Origin of the sequence: Verrucosispora sp. TAA-831, assembly GCF_050780145.1 — a bacterium.
Taxonomy (GTDB): domain Bacteria; phylum Actinomycetota; class Actinomycetes; order Mycobacteriales; family Micromonosporaceae; genus Micromonospora.
On the sequence record NZ_CP192240.1, the window covers coordinates 6299072 to 6316501 of the forward strand.

Below are 17430 nucleotides of genomic sequence, written 5' to 3' on the forward strand. Positions count from 1 at the left end.
GTCATGACCGGACCACTGCCCGACCCCTTCGCCGATCAGCCGGACTGGGCACCACGACCACCCCGCCCGATCGAGATCGTGCCTGCCACCGGCCGCGTCGAGCTTCGCGGGCAACGCGTCCTGGTCGGGTTGCCCGGCCTCGGGTGGCGCGCCGACCTGCGGGCCGACGAGCGGGTGGTGCAGAACAGCCGCACCTACGTGCCGGTGATCCCCGAGCACGAGTGGTACCGCGCCGAGTCCGATCAGGTGGAGGTCTTCGCACCACTGGTACCGGTCGAGCGGGTCTGGGTCGAGACGGTGGGCACACGCGCCCCCTCCACCGAGGACGGCAGTCTACGGCTCGTTTCGCTGGACGCACCGGCTCACCGGGCCCCCACCCCGGTGTTCGAAGCGGACGCGGTCACCGGCCGACGCGTCGTACACATGGTCGACACCGTCGAGCACCGCGACCTGCGGGCCGTCACCGAGACCTACTCCGGTGCCGAAGGCGACATCTGCGTACGCGTCGCGCCCGAGCTGGAGTGGTACCGCTGGGCCTGGCGCGGCCAGTCTCCGACCACACTGGAAGTGCCCGTACATCTGTTGTGGGTCGAATAGGAGCTCAGCCTTCTGGCACTGCTGAACAGACGCGCCAATCATCACGCAGCTGAGTAGCAAACATCCATGACTGGCGGTCGGTTTGTCTAAGGCCATCGACCTGTGCGGAGAAGGTGACATCAACACGAACCTCGGCGTTGTTGCCATTCTTGGTGACCTGAAGCTCCTCCCAGCTGACCCACAGCGCGGTTCCGAAGCGCTCCTCGCGAGCGCCGAGGTCGCTTCTAAGATCGCCCAACTGCTCCAGGTTTGTGCCGCCGTCGCAAGTGAATAGATCCGCACGGACATCGTTCTTGTCGACCAGAAACGCGCGGAGATAGTTGTCCACCACCGCCGCAGGTGTACTGCGGTCGGGAGTGGTGGCGCGGTCGTATAGGACGAAGCCGGTTATTCCGCCTGTCAGACAGAGTGCCGCCACCGCTCCGGTGATCACCATCAGCACCTTCCGCAGCCGCCGCCGAGGCTGGGGTGGCGCTGGCGCGGTCGAGGGCGGCGCCAGATCCTCCGGCGGGGTCCGTTGCGCCGGTACGCGGGAGACCTGGGAACCGGCGGGGGGCGGCACTGATTCCACCCCCTGAGGCTAACGGCTGGACGCTGTGGCCCCAATGCCCCAGATTCAGCAGATCGTGACGGACCACTCCCGTCCGGTGAGATCCACGACAACACCGGCGCTGCGTCGCCGCGCATCCCCGAGGAGGCGCTGCGGCTGGGATACCGTCGACTCTGCCCGGGATCTGGTGCCGAACTCGGGCGGAGGAGGTGGACTCGGTGGGCGGTCCGAAGGCACGGACGCTCCGCGCCGCCACGCTGCACCGCCGAGCTGCCGCGACGGTCACAGCGGCGGCAGGGGTCCTCGACGAGACCCGGCCCGCTCCCGCCGACCAGCGCCGCCAGTACGCGCTCGCCGAGCGGCTGCGCGGCGCCGCACAGATTCTCGCGCCCGGCTGGGCCGGTGCCGGGCTCGACGAGATCGCGTTGAACTGTCCCGCCGGGGAGGGTCCGCCGTCCTTCGTCCGGGTGGGCACCGCCGCGCCACTGGACGATGCCCGTTTCCCCGCGCTGATCCCGCTGGTCGGCACCGGGCATCTGGCCGTCGACGTCGACGCGCACGATCCTCGGGTGGCCGGGTTGCTGCGGGCCGTGCTGCTCCGCTTGGTGGCGGCGACCCCGGCGGGGGCGCTGCTGGTGCGGGCGGTGGACGCGACGGATGGGGTGCTCGGGCCGTTCGGGGCGCTCGGTGACGCCGGGGTGCTCTCGCCGCCGGCCACGACCGTCGACGGTCTGCGGGCGGTGTTGGCCGATGCGGAACGGTGGGTGACGCCGGGGGCCTCGGGTACCCGTCGGCACGACCGGTCGATGTTGTTGGTGGTCGCGGCCCTGCCGGACGGCGCCGGGGCGACCGAACTGGCGCGGATCGAGGCGCTTGCCGAGCAGGGGCCGGCCGCCGGGCTGCACCTGGTGGTCGCCGGCTGGCCGGCGGCCGGACGTGCTCCGCTGCCCCGGGCCACGGCGCTCTCCGTCCGCACCGCGTACGCGGTGCTGGGCGACCCGCCCGGGGCACCGTTCACGAGCGCGGGCACCGGCTCGCCGGGCGGGTTGAACTCGCCGGTGTTCGTCGAGCCGGATCCGCCGGCCGAGTTGGTCGACACCGTCTGCCGCCGGCTCGCCGCGCAGATCGAGGCCGGTACCCGGTTGTCCCTGTCGGGCCTGCTGCCGCCGCACGACGACGAGTTGTGGCAGGTGGACGCTTCCGACGGGCTGAGCACCACGGTCGGGGACGCCGGTGGGCGTCCGGTGCCTCTGGGCTTCACCGAGTTGACGCCACACTGGCTGGTCAGCGGCCGGTCCCGGATCTGTCGCGCCACGTTTTTGACCACGGCGCTGCTGGGTCTCGCCGCCCGGTACGGCCCGGAGGAACTGGAGCTGTACCTGGTCGACCTCGGTGCGGGCGAGTCCTTCGCGGAGTTCCTGCAGACCGAGCGGGACCGGTCCTGGGTGCCGCAGGTGCGGGCCGCGGCGATGGCCGCCGACCGGGAGTACGTGCTGGACCTGCTGGAGCAGTTGACGGCGGAGGTGCACCGGCGGTCCGAGGCGGCGACCCGCGCGGGTGGGCAACGTTTCGCCGAGCTGCGGCGGCACCGCCGGTTGCCCCGGGTGGTCTGCGTGGTGGAGAACCTGCCGCTGCTCTTCGCCGAACGGGACCGGTTGGCCGCCGACGTGGTGGCCCGGTTGGACGCGCTGACCCGGGCGGGCCGCGCGTACGGGGTGCATCTGGTGTTGGCCGGCGAGGGCGATCTGGGGCTGGGCGTACGCGACGGTGGGCAGCGGGACTCGCTGCTCGGCCAGTTCCCGGTGCGGGTGGCGCTGCCGGGCGGCGGGCCGGTGTTGGAGCCGACCAACGACTCGGCAGCGGGGCTGCCGGTGGGCAGCGCGGTGGTGAACACGGCCGGGGGGCTGGGTGGTCCGCGTGGCGCGATCCGGGGCCACGAGCGGATGGTCCGGTTCCCCGATCCGCAGGACGAACCGGACGTCGTGGAGGGTCTGCGGCATCGTCTCTGGCAGGCGCGTCCGGAGGGCAGCGTGCCGCCGGTGGTCTTCGCCGGGTTCGCGTACCCCTCGTTGCGTAACGATCCACGGCACCGGTCGGCCGAGTCCGGGCAGGCGTTGGCACCGGCGGCGCTGCTCGGGCGGGCGGTGGAGGTGGCCCGGAGCACGGTGGCCGTGCCGCTCGGTCCGGCCGCCGGGCGCAACCTCGCCGTCCTCGGGCCGCGCCCGGAGGCGACCCGGCTGTTGGTCACGGCCGCCCGGACCACGGCCACGCACCACCCGCAGGGGACGGCCCGCTTCGTGATCGCCGTGCCGGATGCCGAGTCGCGGTCGTCCGCCGACGACCTGGCGCGGGAACTGGCGGACCGACATCCGGTGGAGACGGTGGACCTGGCCGGGTTGCTCGCGGTCGTGGACGCCGGGAAGCCGGCCTATCTGGTGGTGTTCGGGTTGGACGTGGCGCCGCCCGAGCAGTTGCCACCGGATCGGCTGCGGGCGCTGCTGCGGGAGGGCCCTCCGGCGGGGCAGCACCTGCTCGGTTGGTGGCGCACGGTGCCGTCGTTCGCGGCGCTGCTCGGGCCGGAGGAGACGGTCGACAAGCTGACTGCGGTGGCGGTGGCGGGTGTGCCGGGGGCGCAGCTCACGCCGGTGTTCGGTCGGCCGGTGGAGTGGCGGCCCCGGCCCGGGCGGGTGGTGCTCTGGGACGGTCCGGCCGAGCGTGGGCTGGTGCTGGTGCCGTACGACGTGCCGGATGACGTGGACGGGGAGGCGGCGTGACGGGCAGCGGATCGTCGACCACGGCCGCCGGGCCGGTGCGGCAGCGGACCGGCGGGACGTCGCCGTCCGGTGCCACCGATCCGGTGGCGGCGGCGTGGGCCGACTATCTGGCCGCGACCCGTCAGCTCGACGGGGTACGTCGGGACGCGGCGACCGCCGCCAGCGAGCAGGCGCGGACGGTCCAGGCGGCCCGCGAGGAGTTGACGGCGGTACGGACCCGGTTGGCACCGCAGGAGGCCCAGCTCCGGGAGTTGGGGCTACCGCCGATGTCGCTGGTCCCGTCGCCGCCGGAGCTGACCGAGGCGACCCGCTCGATGACCGGTGGATCGGGGGCGGTGCTGGCCGCATTGCGGGAGGCGAACCGCTGGGCGCATGGTGCGGACGACGTGCTGGCGGCCCGGGGTCTGCCCGGGGCGGCTCACTGGCCGGCCCGGCCGCGCAACCTGCTGCTGTACGGGCCGTTGGGGCTGCTGGTGCCGCTGTTCCAGGTCGTGGCGTATCTGGTGGCCGGCAGCGGCGCGGTGGCGGTGCTGGCTCTGGTGGTCGGGCTGCCCGCACCGGCGGTGGCGTTCGGCGCGGGCTGGCTCGCGGTGGGGCGGCTCTTTCCGCCTCGACCGGGTGAGCGGGTGGACCGGACACCTCGGTTCGGCGCGTTGGTCTGCCTGGTCCCGGCGGTGGTGGCCACCGCCGGGATCGTCCTGGCGATGCTGGCCGCCTGAGCGGGCCGGGCTCCGGGGACACCGGTGCCCGGCCGATCCCCGTGACGGGGACGTCCCGAGCCGCTCAGCGCGGGATGATCAGCGCCATCGCCTCGGCGCGGGACTTGGCGTCCCGTTGCAGGGTGCCGCGTACCGCCGAGGTGATCGTCTTGGCACCGGACTTCTGGATGCCGCGCATGGCCATGCACATGTGCTCGCACTCCAGCACGACGACCACGCCCCGGGGCGCCAGCCGCTCCATCAGCAGGTCGGCGATCTGGGAGGTGAGCCGCTCCTGCACCTGCGGACGCCGCGCGAAGACCTCGACCAGTCGGGCCAGTTTGGACAGGCCGGTGATCCGACCGTCGGGCCCGGGGATGTAGCCGATGTGCGCGCTGCCCCGGAACGGCAGCAGGTGATGCTCGCAGAGGCTCATCACGTCGATGTCCCGGACCAGCACGAGTTCCTCGTGGTTGGCCTCGAAGGTGGTGGTGAGCACGGTGGCCGGGTCGACCCGCAGGCCGGCGAAGAGCTCGGCGTACGCCCGGGCCACCCGGGCCGGGGTCTGCTGGAGGCCGTCGCGGTCCGGGTTCTCGCCGACCGCGATCAGGATCTCGCGGACCGCCTTCTCGATCCGGCCGAGGTCCATGGTGTCCTCGACCGGGCGGCCGGTGAGCCGGCCGTTGACCAGCCGGGCGGCGATGTAGTCGAGGTCGTCGAGGTCGTCGATGTCGGGCTCGGTTGCGGAGGCGGCCGATCCCCGTGGCTGGGGACCGGCCGCCGTGTCGTCGGTGCTCAGTGCGGGCCGTCCGAGTTGTTCGAGCTGACGCCACCGACCGTGGTGGCCTGGGCGCCGTCGGCCTCGGCCTGCACCTTGAGCGCGTCCTTCTCGGCCGGGGTGAGCACGGGCGGCTCGGTGGAGGGCTGCCGCTTGCCGAAGCCGTTGTACGGCGCCATCGGCGGACGCTTCACCACCCGGGCGCAGATCCGGGCCATGTCGGCGGTGGAGAGGGTCTCCTTCTCCATCAGCTCGAGCACGATGTTGTCCAGGACGTCCCGGTATTCGACCAGGATCTCCCAGGCCTCGTCGTGGGCCAGTTCGATCAGCGCCCGCATCTCGCCGTCGATCTCGGCGGCGACGGCGTCGGAGTAGTCCCGCTCGTGGCCCATGTTGCGGCCGAGGAACGGCTCGTCACCGCTGGTGCCGTACTTGATCGCACCGAGCTTGGAGCTCATGCCGTACTGCGTGATCATCGCCCGGGCCAGCGCGGTGGCCTTCTCGATGTCGTTGCCGGCACCGGTGGTGGGCTCGTGGAAGACGAGTTCCTCGGCGGCCCGGCCACCCAGCGCGTACGCCAGGGTGTCGATCATCTCGGCCCGGGTCTGGGTGTACTTGTCCTCGGTGGGCAGCACCAGCGTGTGCCCCAGCGAGCGACCGCGCGACAGGATCGTCACCTTGTGCACCGGCGCGGCGTGCGGCAGTGCCCAGGCGACCAGCGCGTGCCCACCCTCGTGGTACGCGGTGATCTTCTTCTCCTGGTCGCCCATCACCCGGGTCCGGCGCTGCGGGCCGGCGATCACCCGGTCGATCGACTCCTCCAGCGACTCGTTGCTGATCGCCCGCTGGTCCTTGCGGGCGGTCAGCAGGGCCGCCTCGTTGATCACGTTGGCCAGGTCGGCGCCGCTGAAGCCCGGCGTCCGCTTGGCCACCGAGTCGAGGTCGACGTCGGGCGTGAACGGCTTGCCCTTGGCGTGCACCCGCAGGATGGCCTTGCGACCCTCCATGTCGGGGGCGTCGACCGGGATCTGCCGGTCGAAGCGGCCCGGGCGCAGCAGCGCGGGGTCGAGAATGTCCGGCCGGTTGGTGGCGGCGATCAGGATGACGCCGCCCTTGACGTCGAAGCCGTCCATCTCGACGAGGAGCTGGTTCAGCGTCTGCTCGCGCTCGTCGTGCCCGCCGCCCATGCCGGCGCCACGGTGTCGACCGACGGCGTCGATCTCGTCGACGAAGACGATCGCCGGGGCGTTGGCCTTGGCCTGCTCGAACAGGTCGCGGACCCGGCTGGCGCCGACACCGACGAACATCTCCACGAAGTCGGAGCCGGAGATCGAGTAGAACGGCACGCCCGCCTCACCGGCGACCGCCCGGGCGAGCAGCGTCTTACCGGTTCCGGGCGGCCCGAAGAGGAGCACGCCCTTCGGGATCTTCGCGCCGAGCGCCTGGTACTTCGCCGGGTTCTGCAGGAAGTCCTTGATCTCGTGCAGCTCCTCGACGGCCTCCTCGGAGCCCGCGACGTCCGCGAAGGTCGTCTTTGGGGTGTCCTTGGTGATCATCTTCGCCTTGGACTTGCCGAAGTTGAGCACCCGGGAGCCGCCGCCCTGCATCTGCGACATGAAGAACAGCAGCAGAAGCACCAGCAGCACGATGGGGAGCAGGTTGACCAGCAGGCTGACCCAGATGCTGTCGGAGGACACCTCCGTGTCGGCAGGCCCGGTGACCCGGTTGTTCGCCTTGGCGTCGAGGACCTGGTTCCAGACCTCGTTACCGACCTCGTACGGGAACTGGGCCTCGATCAGCTTGGTCTTCGTCTCGCCGAACTCGGCCTCTTCGGCCAGGTCCAACTGGATCGTCTGTTCCTTGTCCTGGAAGACGACCTTCTCGATGCCGCCCTTGTTGAGCTGGTCGAGCGCGACTGAGGTGTCCACGCGGTGGTAGCTGGGCCCACCGGTGAACAACTGACTGAGCACGACGGCGCCGAGGATGACCAGGATGACCCAGAACACCGGTCGGCGGAAGAAACGCGTACGTTCCATGCTGTTGTCGAGCGCCGAGACGCCCGCATCCTCCTGATCGACGTCCTGACCGACTGTGGGTGTCGCCGCCTGGGCGGCTGCCGGAGCCGCCGTGCGGGCCGGCCTCGACCCCGGGGCACGAACTGTCGCGCCACGGTCATTCGACGGTACACCGTACGAGACGGATCTGAGCTGGCGAGCCCAGCACTTACGCGTACGGCGAACCGGATGTCGACCGGCGTGACGGAGAGCGGATCCCACCGTCACCGGAGTCCACGGTAGCCCGAGCAGCTGAAAGTCGGCTGAACGTCGGCCGGACCGGCGACGCCGGACCCGACGCTCGCCCCGATCGGGGGCTGAGGTCAGGAGCGCGCGTACACCTCCGGCTTGAGCACCCCGACGTACGGCAGCTCGCGGTAGCGCTCGCCGAAGTCGAGGCCGTACCCGACGACGAACTCCGTCGGGATGTCGAAGCCGACGTACTTCACCGGCACCGTCACCTTGACCGCGTCCGGCTTGCGGAACAGCGCGACCACCTCGACGCTCGCCGCGGACCGTGACTCCAGGTAGCGCAGCAGCCAGGACAGGGTCAGCCCGGAGTCGACGATGTCCTCCACGACGACGACGTGCCGACCGGCGATGTCCCGGTCGAGGTCCTTGAGGATGCGGACCACGCCGGAGGAGGTGGTGCCCTGGCCGTAGGAGGAGATGGCCATGAAGTCGAGCTCGGCGGGAGGTCCCTGGCGGCCCAGCGCCCGGGCGAAGTCGGCCATGAACATGACCGCGCCCTTGAGCACGCAGACGAGCAGCAGCCCGTCGGTGACGTGGGCGTAGTCCGCGGAGACCTGCTTTGCCAGTTCCGCGGTCTTCTCGCGGATCTGCGCCTCCGAGATGATCACGTGGTCGATGTCGGCGTCGTACCAGGAGCCGTCAGCCATGGCCCTAGCCTGCCGTACGCCCCGGCTTCGCCGTCGGCGGGGCCGCCTCTTTCGGGACGGCCCCGGCCCGGATCTTTCCGACGAAGGGTATGAACCACCTCAGTACGGGTGGGATCGCCAGCGGTGGCCGCCGTCGGACGGCTTCCAGTCGGCCGAGTCGCGGCTGTCCGCGGTCAGCCCGACGGCCGAGAGCAGGGCGAGGAGCAGAAAGAACACGAGGAAGAACAGGAATCCCATGGCGGCGCTCGCTTTCATCTGGTTTCTGGTGTTCTCGCCGCCGGTGCACCGGGCTTGACATCAGTCTCCGGGACGCGCCACCCACCCGACAGTGGCAGGAATGCCATTCACCCTCGATTTTCCGCCACCCCTCGGGTTACCCTCGTCACATGCTCCGCTCGGTCGCGGTACTCACCCTGGACGGCGTCGCCCCGTTCGAAGTCGGCGTGCTCGCCGAGGTCTTCGGCACCGACCGCACCGCCGACGACCTGCCCGGCTACCGCTTCGACCTGTGCAGCCCGCAGGGCGCCCCGGTGCGTACCATCGCGGGTTTCGGCCTGGTGCCCACCGCCGATCTCGGCCCGATCGACCGGGCCGACCTGGTGGCCGTGCCGGCGCACCACGGCACCGAGGCGCCCGCCGAGGTGCGCGAGGCGCTGCGGCGGGCCGCCGACCGGGGGGCGTACCTGTTCAGCGTCTGCACCGGGGCGTACCTGCTGGGTGAGGCCGGGCTGCTCGACGGCCGGGAGTGCACCACGCACTGGCGGCACGTCGACGAGTTGCAGCGACGCAACCCCACCGCCCGGGTCCGCTGCAACTCGCTCTACGTGCAGGACGACCGGCTGCTCACCAGCGCCGGCACCGCCGCCGGTATCGACGCCTGCCTGCACCTGGTACGCCAGGAGCACGGCTCGGCCATCGCCACCCGGCTGGCCCGGCGGATGGTGGTGCCGCCGCACCGCGACGGCGGCCAGTCGCAGTACGTCGAGGCGCCGATCCCGAAGGCACCCGAGGCACCCACCCTGGAGCCGGTGCTGGAGTGGCTGATGGAACGGCTCGACCAGCAGCTCACCGTCGACGACCTGGCCGCCCGCGCGGGGATGGCGCCCCGGACGTTCGCCCGCCGGTTCCGGGCGGAGACCGGCACCACCCCGCACGACTGGCTGACCGGCCAGCGGGTGCTGCTGGCCCGACGGCTGCTGGAGGACACCGGGCTGTCGGTGGAGGCGGTCGCCGAACGGGCCGGCTTCGGGGACGCCGCGGCGCTGCGGCACCACTTCACCCGCCGGGTCGGCGCCACCCCGCACCAGTACCGCACCACGTTCCGCGACCGCGCCCCGACGGGCTGACTCGGCGCGCCGCCTAGAAGCCTCCGGCGGTGCCGTCGACGCGGGACTCCGAGCCGGCGACGTAGCCGCCGTCGGGACGACGCCAGATCGCCTGCCCGTACCCGAAGACGGCCGGCTCGTCCGCGACGGTCACCCGGTGGCCCCGGGCGCGCAGGTCGGCGACGAGCTCGACGCCGCCCGGCCCGTCCGCCAGGGGCTCCTCCACCAGCAGCGACCGGCCTGCGTGCCAGTACCAGCGCGGGGCGTCCAGCGCCGCCTGCGGGTCGAGACCGGCGTCCACGGTCGACGAGATCAACTGCACGTGTCCCTGGGGCTGCATGTGTCCGCCCATCACCCCGAACGGCCCGACCGGCGCACCGGCGCGGGTCAGGAACCCGGGGATGATGGTGTGGAACGGCCGCTTCGCCGGGCCCACCACGTTGGGGTGGCCGGCGTCCAGGCGGAAGCCGAGACCCCGGTTCTGCAGGGCGAAGCCGTGTCCGGGCAGCACCACGTGCGAGCCGAAGGCCAGATAGGTGGACTGGATCAGGCTCACCATCATCCCGTCGGCGTCGGCGGCGCAGAGGTACACCGTGCCGCCGCGTTCCGGGATCCCGGCGACCGGATCGGCGGCCTGCCCGGTCATCGCGGACCGGCGCGAGGCCAGGTACTCGGGGGAGAGCAGCGCCTGGATCGGCAGCCGCATCCGGTCCGGGTCGGTGACGTGGGCGTGCGCGTCGGCGAAGCCGAGCTTGACCGCCTCGATCTGCCGGTGCCGCCACGACGTGTCGGCCGGGTCGAGCCCGTCCAGCACACCCAGGGCGATCAGGGCGGCCACGCCCTGCCCGTTCGGCGGCAGCTCCCACACCTCGTGGTCCCGGTAGCCCACCGCCACCGGATCGACCCAGGTGGAGGTGTGCGCCGCCAGGTCGTCGCCGGTGAGCAGCCCGCCGGTCCGGGCCGCGTGGTCGGCCAGAGCCGCCGCGATCCCTCCCCGGTAGAACTCCTCGGCTCCGCTGCGCGCGATCAGTCGCAGGGTCCGCGCGGCGTCCGGGTTGCGCCACCGCTCGCCGGGGCGGGGCGCCCGCCCGTCCGGAGCGAAGACCCGGGCGAACTCGGCGTACTCCCCGCCGGTGCGGTCGGCGTGTCCGGCGACCGCTCGGGCCCACGTCTCGGCGGTGCCGGTGGAGACCGGGTGCCCGTGCTCGGCGTACCCGATGGCGTCGGTGAACAGGTCGGCGAAGGGCAGCGAGCCGAACCGGTCGTGCAGGTCACGCCAGCCCGCCGGCACGCCGGGCACGGTCACCGGCAGCCAGCCCCGGGCCGGCATCGCCGGGCCCCGGGCCTGCGCCCCGCCCAGCGCGTCGGCGGGCTCGGCTCCCCGGCCGTCGGTGGCGGCCAGCACCACGTCCCGGGTCAGCGCGGACGGTGACCGGCCGGAGGCGTTCAGCCCGTGCAGCCGGTGGCCGTCCCAGACGATGGCGAACAGGTCACCGCCGATGTCGTTGGACGGCGGCTGCACCACGGTCAGGGTGGTCGCGGTGGCCAGGGCGGCGTCGACCGCGTTGCCGCCCCGGCGCAGCACGGCCAGCCCGGCCGCCGTGGCCAGCGGGTGGCTGGTGGCCACCGCGCCGTGCGGGGCGAACAGCGGCCTGCGGGGGTACGTCACGTGTCGACCTCGCCGTCGTCCGTCGCGGGTGCCGGGTCCGCCGGCAGCAGGCGGTCGCGGTGTCGGCGGACCCGCAACCCGCCGGGCAGGTACGCCGCGCCCTGTCCCCGCCAGTCGGTGACCAGCCTGTCCAGCGCGGCGACGTGCCGGTGCGACAGGGCGGCGGGTACGGCGCCCAGCTCGTGCGCCCAGGTGTGCAGCACCCGGCTGCGCAGCGCGGGAGCGAGGTCGGCCAGCGCCTCGGCGGCCAGCCCGCCGTCGGGGTGCCGGGCGGCGGTCAGCGCCTCGACGGCCAACCCGTCCAGCACCGCATTGTCCGCCGCGACCAGCCGGGCGGTCCGGGCCAGGTTGTCCACCACCGCCGGGCCGAGCGCGTCGACCAGCGCGGGCAGCACGTCGGCCCGTACCCGGGACCGGGCGTACGCCGGGTCGGTGTTGTGCGGGTCCTCCCACGGGGTCAGGCCCAACGCGGCGCACACCGCCCGGGTCTGCTCCCGCCCGGTCTCCAGCAGCGGCCGGAGCAGCGGCACCCCGGCCAGTTGCCGGATCGCCGGCATCCCGGCCAGCCCACGGGGGCCGGCACCTCGGGCCAGCGCGAGCAGCACCGTCTCCGCCTGGTCGTCCCGGGTGTGCCCGGTGAGCACCGCCGCCGCCGCATACCGGCCGGCGACCTCGGCCAACGCCTGGTAGCGCGCCTCGCGGGCGGCGGCCTCCGGGCCACCGGGTCGGCCGGTGACCTGCACCCGGACCACCTCCACCGGTGCCAGCCCGCTCTGCCGCGCCCAGTCCGCGACCGCCTCGGCGCGCTCGGCGGATCCGGGCTGCAACCCGTGGTCGACGGTGACCAGCCCGGCGGCCCGTCCCGACCGGGGTACCACGAACGCGGCGGTGGCGGCCAGGGCGAGCGAGTCGGCACCGCCGGAGCAGGCCACCAGCACCGGCCCGGACGCCGTCAGCTCGGCCAGCGCGCGACGGACCGCGACGCGGATCGCGGCGACCGGCGGGGCGAGTGGGGCCATGCTCAGTCGGCGGGGGGCTTCGGCCCGACCGGACCGTGCACCCGGGCCACCCAGGCGTCCGGTTCGCTCAGCTCGGAGAGGCGGGGCAGGGTCAGCGGGGACTCGAAGATCCGGTTGAAGCCGGCCATCCCGACCCGGTCCACCACCGCATGGACGAACTTGCGGCCCTCGGCGTACTGCCGCAGCTTGACGTCGAGGCCGATCAGGCGGCGGACCGCCTTCTCCACCGGGTTGCCGGCGTCCCGGCGTCGGTCGAACCCGGCCCGGATCCGCTCGACGCTCGGGATGACCTGCGGCCCGACGCCGTCCATCACGAACTCGGCGTGCCCTTCCAGCAACGTCATCAGCGCGGTCAGCCGGTCCAGCACGGCGCGCTGCCCCGGGGTCTGCACGATGTCCAGCACGCTGGCCCGGCTCTCCGGGTTGCGTACCACGTCGGCGAGGGTGCCCACGCCCCGGCGCAGCCGCTCGACCAGGTGCTCGCCCCCCTGCGAGGCGTCCACGAACGCCTGGACCTCGCCCAGGAAGTACGCCCGCATCCACGGCACCGCGGTGAACTGCGTCCGGTGGGTCACCTCGTGCAGGCAGACCCAGAGCCGGAAGTCACGTGGCTCGGCGCCCAGCTTCCGCTCCACCTCGACGATGTTCGGCGCGACGAGCAGGAGCTGCCCCGGGTCGGCGGAGAAGACCTCGTACTGACCGAGCACCCGCCCGGACAGGTACGCCAGCACGGTTCCCGCCTGGACCCCGGTGACCCGTGACCCGATCGCCTCGGTGAACGCGCCGGGCTGCTTGTCCTCGGCGAGCCGACCGACCAGCGGAGTGATCACCTCGCGCAGACCGGCGATGTTGGTCGCCGCCCAGTCGCGCCGGTCGACCACCCGTACCGGCGGATGGGCCACCTGCGACGTCAGCCCGGTGTAGTCGGCGACGTGCGCGGCCGCCTCGTCGGTCAGCCGGCGCAGCTCGGCGACCACCTCGGTGGCCTCGGCGTACGACACCCGGGGGCCCGACTTGCCCAGCGCCCCCGCGGTAGCGGCGGCCAGATCCCAGTCCACGAACTGCGCCATGCCACCCACCGTACCCGCGCCGCGACACCCGTCCCCGGATCGTGCCCGGTGCACCCGGCCCACCGGGTCAGGGGCAGCCGCAGGTGGCGAGCGCCGCGGCGATCCGGTCCAGCGCCACCCGGGCGGGTTCCATGCCGTCCGGCGGCACCTGGTCGGTGAGCACCGCGAAGGTGAGCAACCGGCCCTCGGCGGTGGTCACCACTCCGGCGATGGCGTGTACCCGGGTCAGCGTGCCGGTCTTGGCGCGGACCACGCCCATCCCGGCGTCCGTGCCGGGTGCCGAACCGTAGCGGTCGCGCAGCGTGCCGGACCAGCCGCCGACCGGCAGTCCAGCGAAGATGCCGCCGAGTTCGGGCCGGTCCGGCCCGGCCGCGAGCGCCAGCAGCTCGGTCAGCAGCGCCGGACTGATCAGGTTGCTCCGGGACAGGCCGCTGCCGTCGGCGAGCGTCAGCCCGTCCACCGGCAGACCCAGTTCGGGCACCATCTCGGCCATCGCCGTGGCGGCACCGGCGAACGACGCGGGCTGGCCGCGGGCCAGCGCGACCTGGCGGGCCAGCGCCTCGGCGACGATGTTGTCGCTCTCACTGATCATGACGTCGACCAGGCGGAGCAGCGGTGGCGAGTGCACCACGCCCAACTCGGTGCCGGGTTCGGTGGTGCCGGTCGCGTCGACCGGGGCCACCGGTGCGGTGCCCTTGCCGACCGCTGCGGCCGGTACGCCGAGCAGCTTGGCGAAGGCCCGTCCGGCGCTGAGGTCCGGCTCGGGTACCCGCTCGGCCCACCCCCGCCCCGCCTTGGGGTCCTTCCGGGCACCGTCGAGCATCAGCGCGGTGATCGCGCTGCCGTAGCCGCCGGTGGGGATGTCGTCGTCCCAACCCGGCTCGAAGACCGGCCCGGAGAACAGCGAGGAGTCGACCACCACGCGGGTCGGCGGGGTGCCGCCCAGGGCGGTACGCACCTGCTCGGCGAGGTTTTCCAGGCTGGCCGCACCGGGGTAGAAGCCCTTGGCACCGGCGGTCAGCGTCGGGTCCCCGCCACCGACGACGACCACCTCACCGGGCTGGGCGCCGGCTACCGCGCGAGTCGGGATCCGGTAGCCGGGGCCACGGGCGGTCAACGCGGTGACCGCGGTCAACAACTTCGTCACCGACGCCGGCACGGTGGCCTCGGCGCCGTCCCGGTCGAAGAGCGACTGCCCGGTGAGGGCGTCGGCCACGGCGAGGTGGACCCGATCACCGAGCGCGGGGTCACCGAGCAGCGGGTCGAGCACGGCACGCATCCCGTCGGCGCTGGGCACGGGAGCGCCGACGTCGGCTGCGGCCAGCACCGCGGCCGGCGCGGGCTCGGACGACTCGGCGACCGCCGACGAATCGGGGTCGTCGCCCAGCCACTGACCGACCGGGCCGGGGCGTACCACGACCACACCCACCCCGACCAGCACGAGTGCCAGCACGGCGGCGAGCACCAGCGGCAGTCGTCGGCGCAGGGCGGACGACGGCGCGGACGGTGTCCCCTGGTCGGCCAGGGCAGCGGTGTTCCCGGGTGGGGCCGGCGGCACCGCACCGGAGTCAGCCTGCGGGCCGGACGGCGTGTCGGCCGCCGGGACCGCGACGGACACGGCGGGAACGCTCACCCGACCGACCGGACCGGCCTCGGTGCCGGGCGTGCCGGACACGCTGCCCGGGGGCACGGAGGCGGATGGGGTGGCACCGGGTGCCGGGCTCGTCGCAGCGGGGTCCGCAGGTGTCGGCGACGGTGTCCGGAGCAGGTGCGCGCCGGGCACCACCACCCGCCCGGTCGCCGGTGTGACCGGCGGTGTCGCGGTACCACCCTCGGTGGCACCCTCCGGACGGTAGTGTGAATCTTCCCTCCCCACGACCCCCTCCTCCCCCACCGGAAACCGGCCTGGGTGACACTACTTCGGTCCGAAGACTATGCGGCGGCCGGACTCGGTGGGCGAGCAATCGCCTGTCCGGGCTGGTCGCCGGTTCCGTCAGGCCAGCGTGGGCGAACGAGGGAGCGTGCGAATGGATTTCGACGTCACGGTTGAGATCCCCAAGGGTCACCGCAACAAGTACGAGGTGGACCACGTGACCGGCCGGATCCGGCTGGACCGCACGCTCTTCACCTCCACCCAGTACCCGGCCGACTACGGCTTCATCGAGGGCACCCTCGGCGCGGACGGCGATCCCCTGGACGCCCTCGTGCTGGTGCCCGAGCCCACCTTCCCCGGCTGCCTGATCCGGTGCCGCACCATCGGCATGTTCCGGATGACGGACGAGAAGGGCGGCGACGACAAGGTCCTCTGCGTGCCGTACGAGGACCCCCGGCAGGAGCACCTGCGCGACATCCACCACCTCGGCGAGTTCGACCGGCTGGAGATCCAGCACTTCTTCGAGGTCTACAAGGACCTGGAGCCGGGCAAGTCGGTCGAGGGCGCGACCTGGGTGGGGCGTACCGAGGCCGAGACCGAGATCCTGGCCTCCTACCGGCGGGCCAAGGACGCCGAGGAGCGCGGCGAGACCACGCACTGACCTCGCGACGGGCCCGTCGGACCGCTCAGCCGAGCAGTCCCCGGGCCCGGTCGTAGAGTCCGAGCACCGCGCAGGCGACCGGCACCACGGAGATCACCAGCGCAGTGTCGGTGAGGTCGGCGATCCGCCCGACGTACGGCGAGACCGGCCGGTGGGCGTAGCCGGTGCCGGCCGCCACGACCGTGAGACCGGCCAGCAGGCCGCCGACCGGGAGCAGCAGCGCGCCGAGGTCGGCGTCGACGGCGAGCACCGTGCCGAGGGCCGCGTACCCGGCCAGGCCGGCACACAACGGCGGCACCCGGTGCCGAACCGCCGCGAAGAGCCGGGCGCGCAGCAGGAACACCGTCGAGGTCACCACGACCAGTAGTCGGCCGGCGACGCCGCCGGTGGCGGTGAGGACCAGACCGGCGGCGCCGGCCAGCACCGCGTGCCCGATCAGCATCCCGGTCAGCATCTCCTCGGTGCGGGCCACCGCCGCGTGGACCCGGCCACGATCAGGCAGGTCACGGGCCTGGTCCAGGTCGTGGGCGGCACCGCTGGGCAGGGTGGTCGGCGGCAGCGGCACCCGGCCCAGCCGGATCGCCAGCAGCGGGACCGCGCCGATCGCGAAGGCCAGCACGCAGAGCAGGACGGCCGTCGCGCCGGCCGGGCCGAGCAGCACGCCACCGAGAGCGGCGGGTACGCCGACCACACCGACCACCGCGCCGGCCACGAAGACCCGTTGCCAAGTGGCCACGCCGAGCAGCCCGAGCACCGACGCCAGCAGCAGGGCCACCGCCGCGGCCAACGCCTCCTCCGCGCCGACCCAGCGCAGCGGAGCGAGGGGACCGACCGGGTCGCCCGAGCTGACCGCGAGCGCACCGGCCACGGCGGCGTACGGCAGCGCGTACCCGCCGAGGACGGCACCGGCCGCGCCGTCGCCCCGGGCTCGGGAGAACACCGTCCCGGCCAGCACCAGCAGGATCACGACCAACGTCGCCACCGCCCGGGTGGCCTGATCACCGGGGCCGGTGGCGAGCAGGGCGACCAGGCCGACGCCGAGCGGCACTCCGGCACCGGTCAGCGCGGCGAGCCGGGTGGCCTCGGGTGACCAGGGGGCACCGCGCCGTCGTGCACCGTCGGCGATGGCCTCCACCACGTCGTCGTACTCGGGCTCCGGCCACTCGGCGCGGCCCGGCACCAGGTGCAGCACCTCACCGTCGCGGACCCCCTGGGCGAGCAACGCCTTCCCGGTCGCGAGCGTGCTGCCGTCGGCGCGGCGCAGCAGCCAGCCGCCGTGCCGTTCGCCGTCGTCGGCGAGCCCGACACCGGCGTGCCGGAGCACCTCGGGCAGCAGCTCGACGAGCGGAACCTGCTCGGGCAGGGCCACGTCGACCCGGCGCAGGGGCGAGTTGACGGTGACCCGGGCCAGCCCGATCGTCATCGACTCATCTCCATATCGAGCGAGGTGCGGGCCTGCGCGG

15 protein-coding genes are annotated in these 17430 nt (G+C 73.4%); 5 read left to right on the forward strand and 10 right to left on the reverse strand.

The window, feature by feature from the left end; all coding sequences use genetic code 11:
* Positions 1–3 precede the first annotated feature (3 nt).
* Complete coding sequence (locus ACQVFL_RS28105) at positions 4–597, forward strand: hypothetical protein (protein ID WP_396689773.1); 594 nt, start codon at positions 4–6, stop codon at positions 595–597.
* A 4-nt stretch (positions 598–601) separates the two neighbouring features.
* On the opposite strand, the gene ACQVFL_RS28110 is transcribed toward ACQVFL_RS28105, so the two are convergent.
* Complete coding sequence (locus ACQVFL_RS28110; RefSeq protein WP_396689771.1) at positions 602–1168, reverse strand: hypothetical protein; 567 nt, start codon at positions 1166–1168, stop codon at positions 602–604.
* Between the two features lie 188 nt (positions 1169–1356).
* Between ACQVFL_RS28110 and ACQVFL_RS28115 the strand changes: the two genes are divergently transcribed.
* Both ACQVFL_RS28115 and ACQVFL_RS28120 read left to right on the forward strand, forming a co-directional pair.
* Positions 1357–3921 carry an FtsK/SpoIIIE domain-containing protein gene (locus tag ACQVFL_RS28115; protein WP_431727941.1) on the forward strand — a complete coding sequence of 855 codons (2565 nt, stop codon included), beginning with the start codon at positions 1357–1359 and terminating at the stop codon, positions 3919–3921.
* Positions 3918–4640 (forward strand): hypothetical protein, encoded by a 723-nt coding sequence (locus tag ACQVFL_RS28120; RefSeq protein ID WP_396689767.1) that lies wholly within the window; start codon positions 3918–3920, stop codon positions 4638–4640. Before ACQVFL_RS28115 ends, ACQVFL_RS28120 begins: the two co-directional genes overlap by 4 nt.
* A gap of 64 nt (positions 4641–4704) precedes the next feature.
* Here ACQVFL_RS28120 and folE read toward each other — a convergent pair whose 3' ends face one another.
* The 4 genes from folE to ACQVFL_RS28140 all read right to left on the reverse strand — a co-directional run bounded on the left by folE (position 4705) and on the right by ACQVFL_RS28140 (position 8587).
* On the reverse strand, positions 4705–5322 hold the full coding sequence (folE, locus tag ACQVFL_RS28125) for a GTP cyclohydrolase I FolE (RefSeq protein ID WP_117227356.1): 618 nt from the start codon (positions 5320–5322) through the stop codon (positions 4705–4707).
* A gap of 92 nt (positions 5323–5414) precedes the next feature.
* On the reverse strand, positions 5415–7433 hold the full coding sequence (gene ftsH / locus ACQVFL_RS28130) for an ATP-dependent zinc metalloprotease FtsH (protein ID WP_396689765.1): 2019 nt from the start codon (positions 7431–7433) through the stop codon (positions 5415–5417).
* Positions 7434–7774: 341 nt separating this feature from the next.
* Positions 7775–8350 carry a hypoxanthine phosphoribosyltransferase gene (hpt, locus tag ACQVFL_RS28135; protein ID WP_013736289.1) on the reverse strand — a complete coding sequence of 192 codons (576 nt, stop codon included), beginning with the start codon at positions 8348–8350 and terminating at the stop codon, positions 7775–7777.
* 99 nt (positions 8351–8449) lie between these two features.
* Entirely contained in the window at positions 8450–8587 is a 138-nt protein-coding gene (locus ACQVFL_RS28140) for a hypothetical protein (protein WP_396689763.1), read from the reverse strand.
* 149 nt (positions 8588–8736) lie between these two features.
* On the opposite strand from ACQVFL_RS28140, the gene ACQVFL_RS28145 reads away from it, so the two are divergent.
* Complete coding sequence (locus tag ACQVFL_RS28145; RefSeq protein WP_396689761.1) at positions 8737–9696, forward strand: GlxA family transcriptional regulator; 960 nt, start codon at positions 8737–8739, stop codon at positions 9694–9696.
* Positions 9697–9709: 13 nt separating this feature from the next.
* Here the strand turns inward: ACQVFL_RS28145 and ACQVFL_RS28150 are convergent, their stop codons facing one another.
* From ACQVFL_RS28150 to dacB, 4 genes are all read right to left on the reverse strand, one after another.
* Positions 9710–11344 carry a gamma-glutamyltransferase family protein gene (locus tag ACQVFL_RS28150; RefSeq protein ID WP_431727942.1) on the reverse strand — a complete coding sequence of 545 codons (1635 nt, stop codon included), beginning with the start codon at positions 11342–11344 and terminating at the stop codon, positions 9710–9712.
* Complete coding sequence (tilS, locus tag ACQVFL_RS28155; RefSeq protein WP_431727943.1) at positions 11341–12363, reverse strand: tRNA lysidine(34) synthetase TilS; 1023 nt, start codon at positions 12361–12363, stop codon at positions 11341–11343. The genes ACQVFL_RS28150 and tilS overlap by 4 nt, the downstream gene beginning before the upstream one ends.
* A 2-nt stretch (positions 12364–12365) precedes the next feature.
* On the reverse strand, positions 12366–13433 hold the full coding sequence (locus tag ACQVFL_RS28160; RefSeq protein ID WP_396689755.1) for a zinc-dependent metalloprotease: 1068 nt from the start codon (positions 13431–13433) through the stop codon (positions 12366–12368).
* A gap of 67 nt (positions 13434–13500) precedes the next feature.
* Positions 13501–14919, reverse strand: a complete 1419-nt coding sequence (gene dacB, locus ACQVFL_RS28165) for a D-alanyl-D-alanine carboxypeptidase/D-alanyl-D-alanine endopeptidase (protein ID WP_396690933.1) — start codon at positions 14917–14919, stop codon at positions 13501–13503.
* 541 nt (positions 14920–15460) lie between these two features.
* On the opposite strand from dacB, the gene ACQVFL_RS28170 reads away from it, so the two are divergent.
* A complete protein-coding gene (locus ACQVFL_RS28170) occupies positions 15461–15967 on the forward strand; it encodes an inorganic diphosphatase (protein ID WP_350698623.1) in 507 nt (168 codons plus the stop codon).
* Between the two features lie 25 nt (positions 15968–15992).
* Here the strand turns inward: ACQVFL_RS28170 and eccD are convergent, their stop codons facing one another.
* A complete protein-coding gene (gene eccD, locus ACQVFL_RS28175) occupies positions 15993–17390 on the reverse strand; it encodes a type VII secretion integral membrane protein EccD (RefSeq protein WP_431727944.1) in 1398 nt (465 codons plus the stop codon).
* Positions 17391–17430 lie beyond the last annotated feature (40 nt).